Annotated in this window: 21 protein-coding genes; 15 read left to right on the forward strand and 6 right to left on the reverse strand. The window is 35.7% G+C overall.

Translation table 11 applies throughout. The annotated features are described in order from the left end of the window. Positions 1-327 precede the first annotated feature (327 nt). Both BN999_RS17930 and BN999_RS17935 read left to right on the forward strand, forming a co-directional pair. Positions 328-1308 (forward strand): phosphotransferase enzyme family protein, encoded by a 981-nt coding sequence (locus BN999_RS17930; RefSeq protein WP_176482029.1) that lies wholly within the window; start codon positions 328-330, stop codon positions 1306-1308. 21 nt (positions 1309-1329) lie between these two features. Next, the gene (locus BN999_RS17935) at positions 1330-2088 is read left to right on the forward strand and encodes a (S)-benzoin forming benzil reductase (protein WP_096273714.1); all 759 of its coding nucleotides are present in this window, start codon (positions 1330-1332) and stop codon (positions 2086-2088) included. A gap of 66 nt (positions 2089-2154) precedes the next feature. Here BN999_RS17935 and BN999_RS17940 read toward each other — a convergent pair whose 3' ends face one another. Next, positions 2155-2253 carry a YjcZ family sporulation protein gene (locus BN999_RS17940; protein ID WP_081755976.1) on the reverse strand — a complete coding sequence of 33 codons (99 nt, stop codon included), beginning with the start codon at positions 2251-2253 and terminating at the stop codon, positions 2155-2157. A 44-nt stretch (positions 2254-2297) separates the two neighbouring features. Next, a complete protein-coding gene (locus BN999_RS21160; protein ID WP_096273716.1) occupies positions 2298-2435 on the reverse strand; it encodes a YjcZ family sporulation protein in 138 nt (45 codons plus the stop codon). 227 nt (positions 2436-2662) lie between these two features. Between BN999_RS21160 and map the strand changes: the two genes are divergently transcribed. The 3 genes from map to BN999_RS17960 all read left to right on the forward strand — a co-directional run bounded on the left by map (position 2663) and on the right by BN999_RS17960 (position 5208). After that, the gene (gene map / locus BN999_RS17950; protein ID WP_096273718.1) at positions 2663-3415 is read left to right on the forward strand and encodes a type I methionyl aminopeptidase; all 753 of its coding nucleotides are present in this window, start codon (positions 2663-2665) and stop codon (positions 3413-3415) included. 765 nt (positions 3416-4180) lie between these two features. Further along, positions 4181-4909, forward strand: a complete 729-nt coding sequence (locus BN999_RS17955) for an AzlC family ABC transporter permease (protein ID WP_096273720.1) — start codon at positions 4181-4183, stop codon at positions 4907-4909. Then, positions 4909-5208 (forward strand): AzlD domain-containing protein, encoded by a 300-nt coding sequence (locus BN999_RS17960; RefSeq protein WP_096273783.1) that lies wholly within the window; start codon positions 4909-4911, stop codon positions 5206-5208. Before BN999_RS17955 ends, BN999_RS17960 begins: the two co-directional genes overlap by 1 nt. Positions 5209-5278: 70 nt before the next feature. On the opposite strand, the gene BN999_RS17965 is transcribed toward BN999_RS17960, so the two are convergent. After that, positions 5279-6148, reverse strand: coding sequence for a cation diffusion facilitator family transporter (locus tag BN999_RS17965; RefSeq protein WP_096273722.1), 870 nt, complete (start codon positions 6146-6148; stop codon positions 5279-5281). Between the two features lie 230 nt (positions 6149-6378). On the opposite strand from BN999_RS17965, the gene BN999_RS17970 reads away from it, so the two are divergent. From BN999_RS17970 to BN999_RS17990, 5 genes are all read left to right on the forward strand, one after another. Then, complete coding sequence (locus BN999_RS17970; protein WP_096273724.1) at positions 6379-6612, forward strand: IDEAL domain-containing protein; 234 nt, start codon at positions 6379-6381, stop codon at positions 6610-6612. An 84-nt stretch (positions 6613-6696) separates the two neighbouring features. After that, on the forward strand, positions 6697-8157 hold the full coding sequence (locus BN999_RS17975) for a methyl-accepting chemotaxis protein (RefSeq protein WP_096273726.1): 1461 nt from the start codon (positions 6697-6699) through the stop codon (positions 8155-8157). 72 nt (positions 8158-8229) lie between these two features. Further along, a complete protein-coding gene (locus BN999_RS17980) occupies positions 8230-9504 on the forward strand; it encodes an MFS transporter (RefSeq protein WP_096273728.1) in 1275 nt (424 codons plus the stop codon). A 74-nt stretch (positions 9505-9578) separates the two neighbouring features. After that, positions 9579-10151 carry an AAA family ATPase gene (locus BN999_RS17985; RefSeq protein ID WP_096273730.1) on the forward strand — a complete coding sequence of 191 codons (573 nt, stop codon included), beginning with the start codon at positions 9579-9581 and terminating at the stop codon, positions 10149-10151. An 18-nt stretch (positions 10152-10169) separates the two neighbouring features. Further along, positions 10170-10718: a hypothetical protein gene (locus BN999_RS17990; protein ID WP_096273732.1), complete on the forward strand. Its 549-nt coding sequence runs from the start codon at positions 10170-10172 to the stop codon at positions 10716-10718. Between the two features lie 40 nt (positions 10719-10758). Here the strand turns inward: BN999_RS17990 and BN999_RS17995 are convergent, their stop codons facing one another. Further along, positions 10759-11670, reverse strand: coding sequence for a zinc dependent phospholipase C family protein (locus BN999_RS17995; protein ID WP_096273734.1), 912 nt, complete (start codon positions 11668-11670; stop codon positions 10759-10761). Positions 11671-11878: 208 nt separating this feature from the next. On the opposite strand from BN999_RS17995, the gene fumC reads away from it, so the two are divergent. From fumC to BN999_RS18015, 4 genes are all read left to right on the forward strand, one after another. Continuing rightward, positions 11879-13264: a class II fumarate hydratase gene (fumC, locus tag BN999_RS18000; RefSeq protein ID WP_096273736.1), complete on the forward strand. Its 1386-nt coding sequence runs from the start codon at positions 11879-11881 to the stop codon at positions 13262-13264. 172 nt (positions 13265-13436) lie between these two features. Then, entirely contained in the window at positions 13437-13640 is a 204-nt protein-coding gene (locus BN999_RS18005) for an alpha/beta-type small acid-soluble spore protein (RefSeq protein WP_042149226.1), read from the forward strand. 217 nt (positions 13641-13857) lie between these two features. After that, positions 13858-14052, forward strand: coding sequence for an alpha/beta-type small acid-soluble spore protein (locus BN999_RS18010; RefSeq protein ID WP_096273738.1), 195 nt, complete (start codon positions 13858-13860; stop codon positions 14050-14052). An 87-nt stretch (positions 14053-14139) separates the two neighbouring features. Then, positions 14140-14343, forward strand: a complete 204-nt coding sequence (locus BN999_RS18015) for an alpha/beta-type small acid-soluble spore protein (protein WP_096273740.1) — start codon at positions 14140-14142, stop codon at positions 14341-14343. 189 nt (positions 14344-14532) lie between these two features. On the opposite strand, the gene BN999_RS18020 is transcribed toward BN999_RS18015, so the two are convergent. After that, a complete protein-coding gene (locus BN999_RS18020; RefSeq protein ID WP_096273742.1) occupies positions 14533-15630 on the reverse strand; it encodes an ABC transporter ATP-binding protein in 1098 nt (365 codons plus the stop codon). Between the two features lie 127 nt (positions 15631-15757). Beyond that, on the reverse strand, positions 15758-16642 hold the full coding sequence (locus BN999_RS18025) for a PucR family transcriptional regulator (RefSeq protein ID WP_217988500.1): 885 nt from the start codon (positions 16640-16642) through the stop codon (positions 15758-15760). A gap of 137 nt (positions 16643-16779) precedes the next feature. Here BN999_RS18025 and BN999_RS18030 point away from each other — a divergent pair, with 137 nt between their 5' ends. Beyond that, positions 16780-17130, forward strand: a complete 351-nt coding sequence (locus BN999_RS18030) for a YlbF family regulator (RefSeq protein WP_096273746.1) — start codon at positions 16780-16782, stop codon at positions 17128-17130. Positions 17131-17274: the final 144 nt, after the last annotated feature.

A 17274-nucleotide genomic window follows, 5' to 3' on the forward strand; every position in this document is an offset into this window, starting at 1 on the left:
GTTTAGTTTTCTAATTAATGTTAGAGGTTAAATTACGTATTTTAATAATTAAATGCTATTAAATTTATTCATTTACTTCTTACTAGCGAAGGAAATACACGGAGACTCCTGCGGGAGGATAGGCATCGGTGAGACCCCGCAAGAGCTTTAGCTCTGAGGAGGCTCACCAGCCGCCCGCGGAAAGCGGAGTGTATTTCCGAAGCGGGTATGATGCGCTACCATAATGCTTAGTTACCGCGCAGTTTCTAACAAACCGTGAAATAAATGCGGGCAAACATTTTTAAGAACAGATTATTAAATAGACAGGGAAAGTTAAGGGGGAATACGATGGAGAAAGTTGTAGAAGCAGTATATAATCAAGAAATTATTGAGAGATTTCTCGATGCTTACGGTCTTGACGCATCCTATAAATTATTAGGTGACTTTGAAAATTATGTGTATGAGGTTACGAAAGAGGGAAAGCCATATATATTAAGAATCACCCATAGTTCCCATCGAAGTGAGAATGAAATCTTAGGTGAGCTAGATTGGATTAATTATTTGCATGAACATGGTGCCAATGTTTCCATTGTCTACCCATCGAATCAACACAACCTTGTTGAAAAACAAGTCACGTCAGACCAAACCATCTTTTATGCTTGCCTTTTTTCAAAAGTAATAGGGAAACCAATTCGGTCTACTGAGGATGAATTTAATGAGACGTTATTTGAATGTTGGGGGAAAGAAATAGGAAAGTTACATCGAATAACTAAAAATTATCAACCAGAGGAGCAGGCTCGTAAATATTGGTATGAAGATGATTTATTTGAGATGGAGAAATATGTACCTGAGGAATTAATAGTAATCGAACGTGCTAAAGAAATAATGAACGAATTGAATAAGCTTTCAAAAGATAATTTTGGGTTAATCCATAACGATGTTCATAGTGGAAATTTCTTTTTTGATGGAAATGCGATCTATATTTTCGATTTCGATGATGCATGCTATTTTTGGAATGTATCGGACATTGCAATTCCACTGTATTATACTTGCTTTTCTAGATTTACAGACAAGACAACTTCAGAGGAAAAAACACAATTTGCAGAACGATTTATGAACGCCTTTATGAAAGGGTATAGTAAAGAGATGACACCTCCTAAAGGTTGGAAAGCATTAATACCATTATTCTTGAGGGTTCGAGATCTAACTTTATATGCAGCATTAAATAAAAAAATATCACCAGAAGATCGTGATGAACGGTTGCAGAAGAAAATGAAGGAAATTAAAGAACGAATTGAAAGTAATCATGCAATTGTACCGAGTACATAAAGGACTAGAGGGTGGTAAACCATGAAGATAGCTTTAATTACTGGCGTTTCGAAGGGCTTAGGTGAGTCTATAGCGAAATTGTTCTTAGAATCTGGTATCCATGTTCTTGGTATATCAAGGAATCCCAATAATCGCTTAGGGAAAATTGCTCAAAAAAATAATGTTAATTATCAACATTATCCGTGTGACCTTGGAAATATTAGTGAGATAGAAAAAACGGTTAAAAAAATAAAAGAAGATGTGGAACGGTACAGTCCAACGATTTTTTATTTGATTAATAATGCAGCTGTCGTCGAGCCGATAAACCAAGTCACCCTAATTGGCAATCAAGAGTTGACAAATCATTTTCAAATAAATACTCTAGCACCAATCATATTAATGAATTCGATGCTTCAATTTTCCACTAACTCAAATAATGCCTTTATAGGAGTTAATATAACATCAGGTGCAGCCGAGAGACCAATCTATGGTTGGGGGGCCTATTGCAGTTCAAAGGCAAGTATAAATATGTATACGAAAACAGCAGCACTTGAGCAAGATACATTAAAAACAGGACATAAGATAGTTGCATTTAATCCTGGAATAATGGATACCAACATGCAACAGACGATTCGTTCTAGTTCAAAAGATTCTTTTATTGAAATAGATAAATTTAAAGGGTACAAAGAAAATAAACAATTGCGTGATACGGATACAGTTGGTGGAATTTTGATTGATATTTTAAATGATGAAGCAAGTATCGAGAATGGAAAAATTTATAATGTTAATGAGTACTTTTAATATTTGAGTAAACATAATTTAAGACCTTGAAGAGAACGATCTCCTCAAGGCCTTATTTCTTTTATATTAGTAGTATCCTCTACCATAACCACCTGCACCAACAATAATTAGCAGGATGAATAGAACTACGATTAACGCAAATCCACCTTCAAATCCACGGCCCATTATATCACCTCCTAAAATGTAGTTATATTATTGAAAGTTGGAAATTAATAATTCCAACCTCCACCGTATCCATAACCATAGCCACCACCATTGTTATATCCACTAGCACCTACTATGATTAACAGGATAAAAAGAACAACGATTAAAGCAAAGCCCTTACCATATCCATATTCATTACTCATGAATTGCCACCTCCTCTAGTTACAATGTATGTGTGGATTCATTAGGTGACAGGGCGAATGTACAGATGGACTGGCTTGAATTTGGGTATTTTAATATGGGTAGTTGTACATATAGCACGGTGGTATTTTACTTAAATGAAAGTGCAGTAAAAATGTGGTACACTTATGAAATGGAAAATACTATATAATAGCTAACAGTTATGCTGATAAATAGAAAGGACGATTATATGATTACTAGAAAAAGTAAGCGAGAAATCGAGCAAATGCAGAAGGCTGCTGACCTATTAGTTGAGATTCATAAAGAAATTGCAAAACTAATTAAGCCTGGAATTAGTACCATGGAAATTGATACTTTTGTTGATCGTTTTTTAGAAAAACATGGCGCAACTCCAGAACAAAAAGGGTATAATGGCTTCCCATATGCAACTTGTGCTTCTATTAACGATGAAATTTGCCATGGTTTTCCACGAGAAGAGAAGTTAAAGGACGGAGATATTGTAACTATTGATATGGTAGTAAACCTTAATGGAGGCTTAGCCGATTCTGCTTGGACCTATGCGGTGGGGAATGTAGATGAAAAAGGGCTACGTCTTATGGAAGTTACTAAGAAATCACTGTATGTTGGGATTGAACAAGCAAAAGCAGGTAACCGTATTGGAGATATCGGCCATGCGATACAGACTTATGCAGAAGGGGAAGGATTTTCTGTTGTACGGGACTTCACTGGTCATGGCATTGGTCCTACGATTCACGAAGATCCGCATATACCACATTTTGGCTTACCAAATAAAGGTCTTCGTTTAAAGCCTGGAATGGTAATTACCATCGAACCAATGTTGAACGAAGGGGATTGGCGTAGTAAATTAGACAGTAATGAATGGACTGCAAGAACAGTAGATGGCGGCCGCTCTGCACAATATGAACATACTATTGTAATTACGGATGGGGATCCCATTATTTTAACGGAACAAGATAAATAGTTCTAGAGAAGAATCTGTACGATAGGTGCGGGTTCTTTTTTTGGGGTTATTTGCTTAAAGAAAGTTGTTAATTACATAATTTAAAGAAACTGCGCGGTAACTAAGCATTATGGTAGTGCATCATACCCGCTACGGAAATACACTCCGCTTTTACTGTCAGCACAGGGGCGACATCTGCTCGAAAGAACCGTCGCAGTGCCTACCTTGCCGCGGGCGGCTGGTGAGCCTCCTCAGAGCTAAAGCTCTTGCGGGGTCTCACCGATGCCTATCCTCCCGCAGGAGTCTCCGTGTATTTCCTTCGCTAGTAAGAAGTAAATGAATAAATTTAATAGCATTTAATTATTAAAATACGTAATTTAACCTCTAACATTAATTAGAAAACTAAACCAGCGCAGGCAGAATACTTAGACTCCTGCGGGAATAGCACGTGTCCGAAGACCCCGCAGAGGCGAACTTTCCTCGAGGAGGCTGAGGCAGTGCCCGCGGAAAGCGAAGTATTCTGCCGGAGCGGTGTTGTACCACTATACACTGCAATTGATTTAGAAAATTGACAGTAGTTACCGCACAGTTTCTATCAACTGTAAAAAAACTAAGCAACAATCATTTCAAAAACTGCCTTTGAAATCGAGGAGTATCCTCCCAGTAGATAAATCCATCACCAACATTCCATAAAACGAAATAAAATTAACAATTTTAAGTCTCATGTATTCTCACAACACTAAAAATCAGTTATAATTATGAGAAATTTAGATGGGGGAGACGTATATGGATACTGTCAGTGAAAATAAAAAAAACTATTTCTCATCCATGTTGATGATTAAGCGTGGTTTAGCGGTTGGCTTTCCAATTATGCTTGGATATATTCCAATTGCCATAACCTATGGTGTGCTGGCAAAGCAAGCTGGTTTATCACTTATGGAACTTACGTTAATGAGTGTTCTTGTATTTGCTGGAGCTAGTCAATTCATGGGTGCAAATATGATTGCACTAGGTGCAGGAGCAGTTGAAATAATTATTGCTACCTTTGTCTTAAACTTTCGCCATTTTGTTATGAGTCTTTCTTTTATGAATCGATTGCGTGAAGTAGATTTGAAATGGAAGTTTCCACTTTCATTAGGATTAACAGATGAAACGTTTGCCGTCTCTTCCTTACATACGAATGAAGCAAAAGAAGAAAAGGGTTTTCTATTCTATGGTGCTCTAACCTTAACTGCATATCTTTCCTGGGTGATTGGTTCCTTCTTAGGTGGAGTATTAGGTAAAGTGATTCCGGAAACTTTAAGTCAAAGCATGGGAATTGCTCTTTATGCAATGTTTATCGGTTTATTAGTTCCATCTGTGAAGAAAGAATTACGAGTGGGATTGATTGCAGTAATCGCAATGTTGATAAACGTTATTTGTTTACAATTTATGAGTAGTGGATGGGCAATTGTTGCTGGTACGGTTCTTGGAGGATTAAGTGGAGTGTTTTTATTAAAGGAGGAGCGCAGATGATAATTCTACTAATCATTATTGGGATGTCTGTTGTGACGATGCTTCCAAGAGTAATTCCTGCCTTTATAGTGGATAAATTGCAATTTAAGGATTGGGTAAATCGTTGGCTTAACGCGATACCATATGCAGCGTTAGGAGCACTTATTTTTCCTGGTGTTCTCTCGATTAATGCTGATAAACCACATATCGGGTTAATTGGAGGATTTGTTGCTATTATACTTGCATATGTTGGTTTAAATGTTATTTTTGTGGTAATTGGAGCCATTTTGTCAGTCTTTTTATTAACTACTTTATTATAAAGAGGAACAGTGCACTATGGACTGCTCCTCTTTTTGTTAGTGCAATTTTAGGACATGTAGTGATAGTCATTTATTCATTGTAAGGTTCAATATGAATATGGGTGTACAAAATTCCATGCTTTGCTGCTAATTCTTCTTCAATATAGACCGTGATGTCGTGACTCTGCCTTACATTAAGCTCTGGGTTCACTTTAATCGTTACGTCCAACACGGATTGGTTACCGAGAGCACGACCTTTAATATCCTCAACTAGTTTGACCTCAGGGAATTTAGAAATTTCTTCTTTTATTTTCTTTAGACGTTCTTCATCAAAACCATCCGTTAACATAAGAGTGGAGTCTTTAAAAATATCCCATGCTGTCTTACAAATAATGATTCCAACGATAAAGCCTGCCAATGGGTCTAACCAGAACACGCCAAACTGAGCACCAATAATACCAATAAATGCCCCTATACTCACCAGGGCATCAGAACGATTATCTTGCGATGCAGCATACAAGGCACTACTATTTATTTTGCGTGATAGTGAAAGGTTGTAGCGGTGAACCACATACATGACTAAAGCAGCACCAAGAGCCGTCCATGCAGTGATCATATCTGGCCTCGCTATGTTCCCATCAAACATTTTCGTGATGGTTGAAAATAGGACTTGTAATCCAACAGCAACCATGATGAAAGCAGCTAATAAGGAAGCAATGGTTTCTGCTCGGTAGTGTCCATAACGGTGGTTTTGATCAGGTGGCTTTTGAGAGATCCTGAGTCCGATTAGTATTGCTATAGAAGCAACCACGTCGGTTGAGTTGTTTAGCCCGTCTGCCCATAAAGCATCTGATGTTCCTATGTAAGCTATTATTAGCTTTGATCCTGCAAGGAAGAGATAGGCAATAATACTTATCCATGCGCCTTTTTCTCCGCGTTTCATATTATTTATATGATCCATTTTATTGCCTCCAGTTTTTCCGATAACTACATTACTATAACAAAGTGAGATATGGTGGGTCTAGAGAAAAAGAGAAGCGCAAGCGAATATCAATTGACATGTTATAAGTATGTTTCCTGTGTCCAATAAATATGAGCAAGTTCTAAGGAATAAATTACATCAAATTTCCATTGCAATTATTCGCAAAATTTAGGATAATAGTAATAAAGGAGCAGAAGGGGCGTATCCCAATGAAAAAGGAAAAGGTAAGTTACCGCTTTTATCCGTATGATGGAAAGGTCCTAAACGCTAGAAGAGAATTATCCTTTGAGATTCGATTAACTTCACGACTAATACTTGATGAGATATGTTTTAATTGGAATAAAAAGATGTTAGAGGAAAGAATAGATCGATCCATACAAAAGGGAAATAAAGAAGAATTTGCAAGTGTTCGCAAAGAATATTTACAATATATTTGGGAATAATCGTACGCAATCTTCATTTAGCCTTGCCTATGTTTGGTAAGGCTATTTTCATGTATGATTTTACCGAATCAATAGGGGGATTTTATGAGAATAGATGGGGCTATCTTAAAACGACAGAATCGAATATTAATCTACATATTATTATTTGCTATGGCTCTCGGTTTGGGTGCTGAAATTGTTGTTGGCGCACCAATAGAAAATATGTTGGCAATTGGATTTGGTGGAGTCTTTTGTGTGGGATTGATGGCATACTTCAGCTACAAAGGAATCCTAAGTCATGTAGTTCCTTATCTTGCTATTGTTTGCTTATCAGGTGTATCACTTATTATCATGTTAAGTTCTGATTATGTCACTAACATGTTATTTACTTTCTTTTTGTTAGCTGTAGCGGCTGTATCGCTTTCTAAAGCAGTTTTGACGACAGGTGCGGTCTTAGGGATATCACTATTGGGCTTTTTTATCGCAATAAAAGGGGATATTGTTGGATTTGATACACGCTCAGCAGCTATAACACTCGTATTCTTTACATTGATATTTCTTGTGTTATTTATACAAATTCGTGTTTCAAGAGGTTTTATCACGACTATGCAACAAAGCCTTATAGAAATTGAGGAAAAGTCTCAAAGTGAAACGGAGAGATCCAAACTCGTACAAGCTGGTGCGATAGAAGTTCGTAACCAAATGAATATAATCGAACAAGATAGTAGTTTAAATCAGCATCAAATGAAAGAAATGTTAGAAGGGTTTCAGGAAATTGCTAAGGCAAGCCAACAGCAAGCTGAGTCTGCTTCAGAAATTTCAGAAGCCACTAATTCTACTAATCAGGCACTAGACAAAATGATTGTGTCCTTCTCAAAAAGTGTTGCTGATGGTGAGAATTTAATTGACTTATCTACAAAGGGCAAAGTATCCATGGATACTTTGACTGATACGATTCAAGACTTCCAATCATCTTTCGACCAGTTAACTTTGAATATGGAAAATTTAGTTCAACGTATTGATGAAAATAATTCTAATACAGAAAAAATCCAAGATATTGCGGAACAAACCAATCTTTTAGCATTGAATGCTAGTATTGAAGCAGCAAGAGCAGGTGAATTTGGAAAAGGATTTTCTGTTGTTGCAGCAGAAATTCGAAAATTAGCAGAAGTGTCTCAAATAACTGCAAAACAGATGCGTGAAAACCTGGAAATGATTGAGCATGATGCGAAAAGTACTCAAGTTGAAGTAAATAATAATAAAGAGAAATTATCAATTAGTACAGAGCATACAATAGCATCAAGAGATAATTTTGAGATTATTACTACTCAATTACAAAGCTTTATTAAGTACTTACAGTATTTAAATAAGCAAGCTAATGATATTAAAGGTTCGTCAGGAAATATAGAACAATCCGTAGATCAATTAGCTTCAATTATCGAGGAAACTACGGCAACAATTGAAGAATTAGAAGCAATGGTGGATGAGCAGGTAAACCGTATGAGCATTTTAGTCCAGGCTATTGAAACTACAAATGAAGCAGCTGCATCTTTAGAGAAAGCATAATGATATTTACGAATAATTAACATATTCAATTGATTTAATTTGCTATGCTAAAGATGAGGGGAGTGTTTGTATTTGAAAAAGGATAAAAAAACACAATTGAGCTGGGCTCTCTACGATTTTGGAAATTCAGCCTTTGCAACAACCATGTTAGCCGCAATTCTTCCAATTTTTTATTCAAGTGTTGCTGCAAACAATATTGATGATGGCTTAGCAACAAGTTATTGGGGCTATGCAAACTCTATTGCTGTACTAATCGTGGCTATTTTAGCACCAATACTTGGAGCAATTGCTGATTTCTCAGCTGCTAAGAAAAAGTTTCTTCGATTCTTCGCATTTATGGGGATGGTTGCGAGTGTCTCATTAGCTTTTACTGGCGAAGGGGATTATATCTTTGTTGCTGTGTTATTTATTATCGGATCCATTGGCTTTTCAGGAGCAAATATTTTCTATGACGCATTTTTACCTGAGGTCGCAGATGAAAATGATATAGATAAAGTCTCATCAAAAGGATTTGCTCTTGGCTATGTTGGTGGAGGAATTTTACTATTAATTAATGTTGTGATGATTTTAAAACCAGCAATGTTTGGCTTAGATGTAATTGGAGCAATGAAAGTTTCCTTTGCAATGGTTGGAATTTGGTGGCTAATCTTTTCTATCCCATTATTAAAAAACATCCATGACGAAAAAAGAGAGCCTGTTAAACGTGATAAAGCATACATTGCAATTGGTTTCTCTAGAATTGGACATACGTTTAAGGAAATAAGACAATTTAAGCAATTACTCCTATTCTTATTTGCATTCTGGTTATTTAATGATGGTATATCTACGATTATTCGAATGGCGACCATATATGGTACAGAGATAGGAATTGGTCAGAATGATTTAATTGTTGCTCTTTTAATCACACAATTTGTTGGAATTCCGTCTACCTTCTTCTTTGGTTGGTTAGCAGGCAAGATTTCACCGAAAAGGGCATTGTTGATTACACTGTTTGTCTACTTAGGGATTGTTATAATAGGGTACTTTATGAATTCTGCACTTCACTTTTACATTTTAGCAACGATAGTCGGGCTTGTTCAGGGTGGTGCTCAAGCACTTAGTAGATCCATTTATGGAAGGATGGTTCCGGCAAATAAGAAAGGTGAATTCTTTGGGTTCTATGGAATTTCATCTAAATTCTCTGCAGTGTTTGGACCGTTCTTATTTGGATTTGTTGGGCAATTGACTGGAAACAGTAGATACGGAATACTTTCTTTGATTTTCTTCTTTATAGCTGGAATTATTATTTTAAGTTTTGTAAACGTACAAAAAGGTGTGGAAGCTGCGAAAAACCATACCGTAGATTAATTATTATTCAATAAAATTACCGCACAGAGCCAATTATCTGTGCGGTTTTAAACATATCTGGAGGATTATAGTGCATGAAACGATTAGTAGTGATTACTGTTGGGAAAACACATAGTGGCAAAACAACATTTGCAAAAGCATTAGAAAAGAAGTTGGACAACTCTATTGTAATGGACCAAGATAATCATGCAGAATTCATTAATACATATTATAAAAAGATACAACCAAAAACAGGTCCGAATACATTAAAGCACGCTTTATCAAGATTAATTGTTGACTATACGAAAGAAAATACTGATTATCATTTGATTATTTGTAATTCTAATCGAAGTATTCATGATCGAAATTATCTCTTAAACGAATTATTTCCTGCTAAAGATTTCACTCGGATCCTTGTACATTTTGATATTCCTGATTATATTCTGAAAGCTAGGGTCCATCAAAGTGAACGTAGAACCACTATTTTTAGAAGTGCAACAAACTTTGAACAGGTTCTTCTACGTCAACAAGTAGATGACGCAAGAGAAGATGTCAAAAGCCCGACCAAAGAGGAAGCAGATTATTTATTTCATATTAAGGATAGTCAAGAATTGGAGTCCGTAATAAATGCTATTATTAGAATTTCTCTAAATGAAAAAGCACTATAATAATTGTGGGTGAGGAAAATGAAAAAGATACGGCTCTTAGTTGTTGTGATTTGCACTATAAGTATGATTGGTTGTTCTAAATCGTATGATAACGACGACATCGCCGCTATTGTCCGTGGAGAAGAAATTACCGTAGGTGAATTACGCTTTCTCTATCCAGATAATAAGATTTTGGATAATTTAGATGGAACCATTAAGGCAACACTTGCCATTCAAGAGGTTAATAAAATGAATATCGATTTATCTGAGGAATTGAAAGAAATGGATGTCGATAAAGAGTATTTAACCAATAATTTTCTTAATGCTGATGTAAACAATCCCATGGCTGCACAGTTAAAGGAATTTGTAGAATCCCAAGCTGAAAAGTTTGATATGGAAGTGGAAGAGTATTATGAAAAGTATTACGAAGAAACTCAAAAAATAAGCATCTATGTAGTTGCTTATATTAAACAAAAGTTAGGCGAACAACAAACTAGTGATGATACATACACTGTTCGGGCTAACCAATTATTAGATGATTTAGTAGATGAAAATGAGGATGAAATTGAAATCCTAATCCAAAGATAGACGGAAAAAGCTTAGTGAATAACTAAGCTTTTTCAGATCATTATATAATAGGTTCACTGTATTTATTGTTTCTATTTAAACTAAGTGGTAAACCAGTATCATAAGATATTTCTCCAAGTACCTTCTCTAATTCCTTACGATTTGTTCCATCCTTACGCCAAAATTCCAGTACATTCTTCATAATATCAATGCTTTCAATTCTTGCCTGTTCATATAAATCGATAAAACTCTTCGAACTTGGCACCCTAGTTGCTGGGTGGTACCAGGTTGCATGTTCCAGGTTAAGATAATCTGTATGGTCAACAATTGGTTGATGTGAAAAAGAGGACACCGTTGAATGTAATAATTTATTTTTCCACCCATGTGGATCTGCTAATAGTTTTAGTGCTAACTTCATGTCATTAAATGCTTTCATGATATTTTTAGAAGAGTTTTGATTAATATCTGGAAAATGTTTTTTGATTGTTCGATGTAGTAACTCTGCAATTTCAATTTTAATTTTCCGGCTAAGTTGAATTTCTTTATGAACTGGAGTTTTCCAAGTCTTAAGGTTTTTGTATCGTTCCATCATCAACGTATCGATAATGATTTCCAATTTTGAGTGTTTATTTCCTTCATAACCTGCACGATAATGAATATATGGATGTGCATTACGATCAAGGATATGGTGTGTTACAAAGCCGAAAACATATGATTTTAATTCATCTGATTTATCTCTAACATCGTCAATTAAATCCATAAGAAATTCCCCACATTTTTCAGTGTGGAGCAAATTTCCGATATGATTAACTGGACCATCTTCCATCCAAGGCCAAAAATTAAAGTAGAAAAATGGATCTGGACCTTGAGCACCTAAGTTTAATATATAACTATGCTTTGGTATAGACATTGAAATTCCAATCGTGTCTACCACATCTTCGCAAAAAAGCATATGTGTCCATATATTAGGCATATTAAAGTCCTCCTAACAAACTAATGATACATACTAGTATAATGGTAAAACATATAACTTGGCATTACAATTTTGTGAATTTAACTTACTTTATTAGAAAATGGGAATATTTTGCCCGAGGAATAGTTGAATTTGATTTTCATTTTATAAAAATTTGATACAATAGAAGGGGATTGAAATTACTATCAACAAAGGGGAGGAAATACATATGGATTTTCGTATTGAACATGATACACTTGGCGAAGTAAAAGTTCCAGCGGACAAGTTCTGGGGGGCACAAACACAACGCAGTAAGGAAAACTTTCCAATTGGAAATGAAAAAATGCCAACTGAAATAATAAAAGCGTTTGCAATTCTAAAGATGAGTGCAGCGAAAGCAAATAGTGATTTAGGATTAATGGATGCTACAAAAGCTAAAGCTATTGAGTATGCAGCTAAACAAATTATCGAGGGTACAATAGACGACCATTTTCCATTAGTAGTTTGGCAAACTGGAAGTGGTACGCAGTCTAATATGAATGTTAATGAAGTAATTGCATATGTCGGGAATGAATGGTTAAAAGAACAAGGCAGTGATCTTGTACTTCACCCTAATGATGATGTAAACAAATCACAAAGCTCGAATGATACCTACCCAACTGCGATGCATGTGGCAGAAGTATTAAAAATTGAAGATGTGTTGTTACCTGCTTTACGCACTTTAAAAGATACTTTTAAAACGAAAATGGACGCTTTTCAAGATATTGTTAAAATTGGACGTACGCATTTACAAGATGCAACACCACTAACACTTGGACAAGAAATTAGTGGATGGCATCGCATGCTAGAAAAATCGGAAAGTATGATTGTATCTAGCTTACCTTATTTAAAGGAGCTAGCAATCGGGGGAACAGCTGTTGGAACAGGACTAAATGCACATCCAGAGTTCTCTGACCGTGTATGTGCAGAAATCAGTGAGTTCACCGGTAAAGAATTTGTGTCTTCACCAAATAAGTTCCATGCTTTAACAAGCCATGATGAAACGGTCTTTGCTCATGGGGCTCTAAAAGGACTAGCAGCTGACTTAATGAAGATTGCCAACGATGTTCGCTGGTTAGCAAGTGGTCCACGTTGTGGAATTGGTGAAATTACAATCCCAGAGAATGAACCAGGAAGTTCTATCATGCCAGGGAAAGTGAACCCAACTCAAAGCGAAGCTGTAACCATGGTAGCGGCGCAAGTAATGGGTAATGATGCAGCAATTGGTTTTGCGGCTAGTCAAGGTAACTTTGAATTAAACGTATTTAAACCTGTAATTGCATATAACTTTTTACAATCATGTGAGTTACTAGCAGATAGCATTCTTTCATTTGATGAACGCTGTGCACAAGGAATTGAACCAAATCTTGACCAAATTGAAAAGAACTTAAATGATTCCCTGATGCTTGTTACTGCTTTAAACCCACATATTGGCTATGAAAATGCTGCAAAGATTGCTAAAAAAGCATTTGCAGATAATGCTACATTGAAAGAAACGGCAGTTGAACTAGGGTTACTAACGGCTGAAGAATTTGATCAATATGTAAATCCTAGAGAAATGACATATCCTAAATAACTATTAAAAGAATCCTGCAGTGTTGTAGGATTCTTTTTTTTATTAGAGGAATATAGAGAAAGTGTTTAAACCTTGTTTGGTAATCTCAAAAACTACCCACAATTTACCAATAGATTTTTGTGATAAGTTTTTTGATTCTGTTCACAATATATATCACAGGAGGTGATAAAACATGGCTAACAACAACAATTCAAACCAATTAGTAGTGCCTGGTGCACAACAAGCTTTAGACCAAATGAAATATGAAATCGCTTCTGAGTTTGGCGTAAACCTTGGTGCTGATACAACTTCTCGTGCTAACGGTTCAGTTGGTGGAGAAATCACTAAGCGTCTAGTTCAAACTGCTCAACAACAAATGTCAGGACAAATTCAATAATGATGGCTTAGGGTAAAAAAACCCTTATACAAAGGGAAAGTCTTCTTGACTTTCCCTTTTATGTCCCCTTTTTTGCTAAATAAAGATCATGTGAATCTTCTAATCTAAGGCAGATGCAGAATGAATAGGAGAAACCTTTAAATATATGAATTACCAATGATTTCTTGTGATAAGAACAACTCGTTCTGCTCACAATATTCATACAGGAGGTGATAATATGGCAAGCAGAAATTCTAATCAATTGCTTGTACCTGGTATAGAACAGGCTCTAGACCAAATGAAATATGAGATCGCTTCTGAGTTTGGTGTAAACCTTAGTGCTGATGACACATCACGTTCTAATGGATCTGTTGGTGGAGAAATCACGAAGCGTCTAGTTCAAACAGCACAACAACAGTTAAACGGTAAATAAGTAAGTATATGTCATGGGATATAGTCCCTCAATAATAACTTATCTAACAATAGAGTAAGACTCTAATCAATCAGGAGGTCATACAACATGGCAAACAATAATTCAAATAACTCAAATCAATTATTAGTACCTGGAGCACAACAAGCTTTAGACCAAATGAAATATGAAATTGCTTCTGAATTTGGTGTAAATCTTGGTGCTGACACAACTTCCCGTGCTAACGGATCTGTTGGTGGAGAGATTACGAAGCGTCTAGTTCAAGCTGCTCAACAACAATTTGCTGGTAAATAATTGAATATGGATGGCTACTTTAAAGGGAAAGCTTAATTGCTTTCCCTTTTAAAATATTGATATCAGTATTATTTACAACTTTATAGAAATAATTCCCTTTAATTAACAAAAATGTTTCTTTCTTGTATCACAAAAAAATGTAGTGCAATTAAAAAAAGAGGGATTTTTTTCCCTCTTTCTAAGATGAAATTAGTAAATTCTTTCTTCTGTTTCTGCGTCAAAGAAGTGTGCTTTGTTCATATCTAAAGCTAAGTCAAGTGTTTCTCCACCTTGTATATCAGAACGAGAATCAATACGTGCAATGAAATCTTGATCTGCAACTTTTGAATAAAGGTAAGTTTCTGCACCCATTAATTCTGCAACTTCAATATGGGCAGTTATTTTGGTATCTGGAGTGGATTCGATAAATACTAATTCATCATGAATATCTTCTGGACGAATACCTAGAATTACTTCTTTACCTGTATAACCTTTTTCTTTTAGTAACTTTAGTTTCCCTTCAGGAATTCTAACTTTGATATCACCCATTACAAAATCTGAATCTTTAATAGCTCCTGTAAGGAAATTCATTGCTGGTGATCCAATGAATCCACCAACAAATACATTATTCGGGTTGTCATATACCTCTTTTGGAGCACCGACTTGTTGAATCACTCCATCTTTCATAACAACAAGACGTGTAGCCATGGTCATCGCTTCTGTCTGGTCGTGTGTTACGTAAATAGTAGTAGTTTGAAGACGCTTATGAAGTTTTTGGATTTCAGCACGCATTTGTACACGTAATTTAGCATCTAGGTTTGATAAAGGTTCATCCATTAAGAATACTTTAGCATCACGGACAATGGCACGACCTAATGCAACACGTTGGCGTTGCCCACCAGAAAGTGCTTTCGGTTTACGATCTAGGTATGCTTCAAGACCTAATATTTTAGCCGCGTTTTGAACACGTTTATCAATTTCGTCTTTTTTAAACTTACGTAATTTTAATCCAAATGCCATGTTATCATACACATTCATATGTGGGTACAATGCATAGTTTTGGAATACCATAGCAATATCACGGTCTTTAGGGGCGACATCGTTCATCTTTTTATCATCAATGAAAAGACCACCCTCAGTAATTTCCTCTAGACCAGCAATCATACGAAGTGTTGTTGATTTACCACAACCTGATGGTCCTACGAAAACGATAAATTCCTTATCTTGGATGTGCAAGTTAAAATCATTAACTGCAACAACATCTTTGTCATATTTCTTCTGGATATGTTCTAAGCGTAATTCTGCCATGAATTCTTCCCCCTCGATTTTTTAAAGCGTTTTATTTATACCTTTATTATACTGAAATCATAAACTGGGCTAAATAGTAAACATGCACAAAGAATAAGAGGGACTTTGTGCATGTTTACTAGAATTGCTATTTTGTTCTTGAAATAAGGGCTAGATATACGGTAAGTGCTTGTTGAAATACACGGATATCAATGCCAGTATTTTCGTGGAATTTATCAATTCGATATTGTAAGCTGTTACGATGCATGTACAACTTTTTGGCAGCAACGGATATATTTAAGTTGCTTTCAAGAAATACTTCTATCATTTTAATGAATTCAACATCATCAGTGAAATCTTGAAGGATTAAATGATTTAATTCTTCTTTAAATTGCGGACTAACTTGCTCCATTAAGAGATAGGGAATTGCTTCTATATAGGATACAACACTTTTTTCAGAGTATGTTAATGCAGTGAGTGCTCCTGAAATAAGTTGTTCATAGTGTTCTTTAATTCCATCTAATGTGGAAAGATACGGACCAACAAAAAATTGAATATTAATATATAGATCACTCATTAATATATCGATTATTTCAGTGTAGGAAATTTCTTCTTCTAAATCACTACGGAGGTATTCGACAATAACACCTTCCGATTTATTTTCCCATAATATTGTTGTCTCTTTTTCAAACAACTGATTTATCGCTTCCTTGAACTCTTGTGGTTGAATTTGATTAGATGGTATTTTAAAGTAGACCAAACGATAACTTCTGTTAAGTCTTGGGTGCCCATCTTTCATCTTAATCCATTGTTTCCATCTTTGTTCGTCTTCAGTCAATATAGGAAAGTGATTCTCATACGGTTTTAATAATGTATGCAAAAGTACAAGATCTTTTTCTTCAAGTTCAGATGGATGAATTCCGACCAATTGTCCATTATCCATTTGAAACCATTTAAAATCAAGGTTTATATCTGTAGGAACTGTTTCATAATGTTGAAGAGACGGGAAATACTTCTTAAGCTTATCAATCAATAGAAAGACCCCATTTTTCAATGTTTTCTTCATTATATCAATAGAATCACTATTTTATAAAGCGACAAAGATATCAGTATACATCAAGCTTTTCGTTTGTTATAGTGAGTAGTAACCTATCCAAGGAGGAATTTGTTTTGTCAAATATGTATGATAGTGCCTATGATTTAGAAAAGGCAATTCGTGAGAGTGAAGAATTTAAAGGATTACAAGCTGCATTTGATGCAGTAATGAGCGATCCTACAGCTAAAAAAACATTCGAGGATTTCCGAGATACACAAATGGAACTGCAACAAAAACAAATGCAGGGTCAAGATATCACGGAAGAAGAAGTTGAAAAAGCTCGTAAAGTTGTAGAGTTGGTGCAACAACATGAAGGTATTTCTTCACTTATGGAGCAAGAACAACGCTTAAATATGGTCATTAATGAATTAAGCCAAATCATTACCAAGCCTTTAGAGGAACTATACGGTTCTCAACAAGGATAATAATATATAAAGAGGCAGGGACAAAAGAGTTTTAGTTGATTAAAATCCGAACGAACATGAAAAGCGCATAGACCCGCTCCGGAAATATACTACGCTTTCCACGGGCGGCTGGTGAGCCTCCTCAGAGCTAAAGCTCTTCCGGGG

Source organism: Paucisalibacillus globulus (assembly GCF_900184735.1).
In the GTDB taxonomy this organism is placed as follows: Bacteria; Bacillota; Bacilli; order Bacillales; family Amphibacillaceae; genus Ornithinibacillus; species Ornithinibacillus globulus_B.